The sequence below is a fragment of the Tunicatimonas sp. genome (assembly GCF_049647865.1).
In the GTDB taxonomy this organism is placed as follows: Bacteria; Bacteroidota; Bacteroidia; order Cytophagales; family Cyclobacteriaceae; genus Tunicatimonas.
In genome coordinates this window covers 1-2443 of record NZ_JBARYM010000352.1, presented here as the reverse complement: position 1 = coordinate 2443, position 2443 = coordinate 1, and the positions used below count along the sequence as shown (strand labels likewise).

At 40.9% G+C, this 2443-nt stretch carries 2 protein-coding genes and 1 pseudogene; 1 reads left to right on the top strand and 2 read right to left on the bottom strand.

All coding sequences use genetic code 11. The features are described 5' to 3' along the window. Window positions 1-494: pseudogene (locus WBA23_RS10500) on the top strand (GH3 auxin-responsive promoter); the annotation flags it as partial. Here WBA23_RS10500 and WBA23_RS10495 read toward each other — a convergent pair. Together WBA23_RS10495 and fucP are read right to left on the bottom strand one after the other, a co-directional pair. Continuing rightward, a complete protein-coding gene (locus WBA23_RS10495) occupies window positions 484-1152 on the bottom strand; it encodes a hypothetical protein (RefSeq protein ID WP_424582232.1) in 669 nt (222 codons plus the stop codon). The pseudogene WBA23_RS10500 and the gene WBA23_RS10495 overlap by 11 nt on opposite strands. Window positions 1153-1393: 241 nt before the next feature. Continuing rightward, window positions 1394-2443, bottom strand: a 1050-nt coding sequence (gene fucP / locus WBA23_RS10490) for an L-fucose:H+ symporter permease (protein WP_424582231.1), incomplete at its 5' end; no start/stop codon positions are given.

The window sequence follows — 2443 nt, the reverse complement described above, 5'->3', positions numbered from 1 at the left end:
ATATGATTGGAGATACGATTATGTTTACCGATAAGTCTCTTCACGAAATCAAAATTACGGGTCGCACTAAGCACTTCTTAAACGTAGTGGGTTCCCAGCTTTCGGTACATAAAATGAACGCTGCTATTCAGGAGTTAGAGGAGCGCTATAGTATCGCAATTCCCGAATTCACTGTAGCAGCTGTGCGCCGAAAAGAAGATCAAGAGTATATTCATCACTGGTACTTAGGATCAGACGATACAATTGATAACGCTGAAATAACTTCAGCTTTAGATCAATTTTTGAGTGAGATGAATAAAAATTACCGGGTAGCCCGCTCTAAGGCGCTAAAAGGAGTAAAAGTTGATATTATTCCCACGGATACTTTCTACGACTGGAGCGAGCGGAACAAAAAGAAGGGGGGGCAAGTGAAAATGCCCCGAGTAATGAAAGAAGATACGTTTGCTGAATGGGAAACCTTCGTGCAAGCTAACCTATCTAAAACTAAGGTTTAGCTTCGCTGATAAGCTGAGAGTATTCCACTGGGGACATATAAAGTCGTTGTATCCGGTTTTTGTACCAATCAGGAATTTCTTCGTGATTAAGAATAAATTTTTTCGTTTTCATAACCTTCCCACCTAAGCCATGCTTCAGCGCAAATAAGTCAGCTCGGCGTTCAGCTTTCTTCAGATACTTCTCTGAAAGCCAATACTTAGCTCCAAACCCAACCATTGATAAACTACTACGGTAGCGATAATCCATTATATGTCCTAGTTCATGGGCAATCCAACCAACTAAAACTTCAAAAGGTAACGTGCTAATATCCAGGTTTTTATCATTTAGCTGAAGGTAGCGGCTAATTTTGATAATGTACTTCCGCTTCGACTTTTTCCGCAACAAGCTACTTACTTTCGGTTGAGCCTGCATAACAGATTTACGAATTTCATCTTCGTACCGAAACTCAATGCGAGTATCCGCTAAATCTGGATAACGGCTGAGTGCTGCAATAATAACTCCGCGCATCTCATCGGGAATCGATTTATTTTTAGTGTATGCTTCTACATCAGAAGTAACTGGTTTCCCATCATGCCTCTCGTGAGCTTGACAGGCCATGATCGATACAAATAATGAGCATAATAGTAATGAAGTAGTTCGCAAAATAATGTAAGTCATAGTGAGGGATCGGGTAAGTAACAGATTAAACGCCACAATAAGTTCTATATAATACCATTTTTTTATAGACTTTTGCCTTTTAATTCAAAGGAAAGGTTATATAAATAACGGTATATGCAATAAAGTAATATTTACTTAACAATATTTACCTGAATATTTTGATTCAGTACATGCGTACTATCTAAAGGCGACATTGACCAGCATAATTGCTAACACGACTACCAGACAGAAAATATGAAAGTTATAGTGATTCCGCAGCTACAAAGGGATCAGGTAGTTGTTTATGCGCTAATCGCCCGTAAAAAGCGACCACAATAAAGCACAATAAAGGCACAATATAAGCTAAATGAATACTACCTGTTAAATCCGAAATCTGCCCTTGAATTGAAGTAATTACCGCCCCACCTAAAATCGCCATAATCAATCCTGAGCCGCCAATTTTAGTATCGTCGCCCAGCCCCCGAACGGCCAAACCATAAATGGTAGGAAACATCAACGACATACATGCTGAAATAGCGATAAGAGCATATACTCCTACAATACCCCCCCCTAGAACTACTACCGTTGTGCATAGAATGGCCAGTAGTGCCAAGATTGCCAACAGATTGCCCGGAGAAATATATTTCATAAGGGCAGTGCAAATGAAGCGAGATACCGTAAAAAGTACCAGTGCCGCTAAGTAATAAGAAGCTGCCTCGTCCTCATTAATAGTTAATTCTTGCATTACGTAGCGTATGGTGAATGACCATACACATATTTGAGCCCCTACATAGAAGAATTGAGCTACTACTCCCCAAACATAATTTCGATTTTTTAGCAATCGCGCTACAGTTGTACTAATATTCAGCGAATCATCCGCTTCGGAGGCTTTAGGCATACGAGAAAAGGCTATCAGCAACCAAATAATCAGTAATACCGCTGCTACTCCCACGTATGGTCCCATCACGGCAATAAGCTCCCCCGATTGAATGGCCTGTAGTTCATCGGGACTCATCGCTGCCCGAGATTCAGCACTCGCTTGGTTTAATTGTGACAGTATAAATAGCTTACTAAGTAGTACACCAATGATTGAGCCGATAGGATTAAAAGATTGGGCTAAATTAAGTCGCTGAGTTCCGTTTTCTTCGGGTCCCATAGCAATAATATAGGGATTGGCTGCGGTTTCTAAGATTGAGAGTCCGCCCGCCAGTACGAATAAAGCACCCAAAAAATGTCCATACACCATTGTTTGGCTCGCTGGATAGAACAATAGTGAGCCGGCAATAAATAATCCCAGCCCTAGTAATACGCC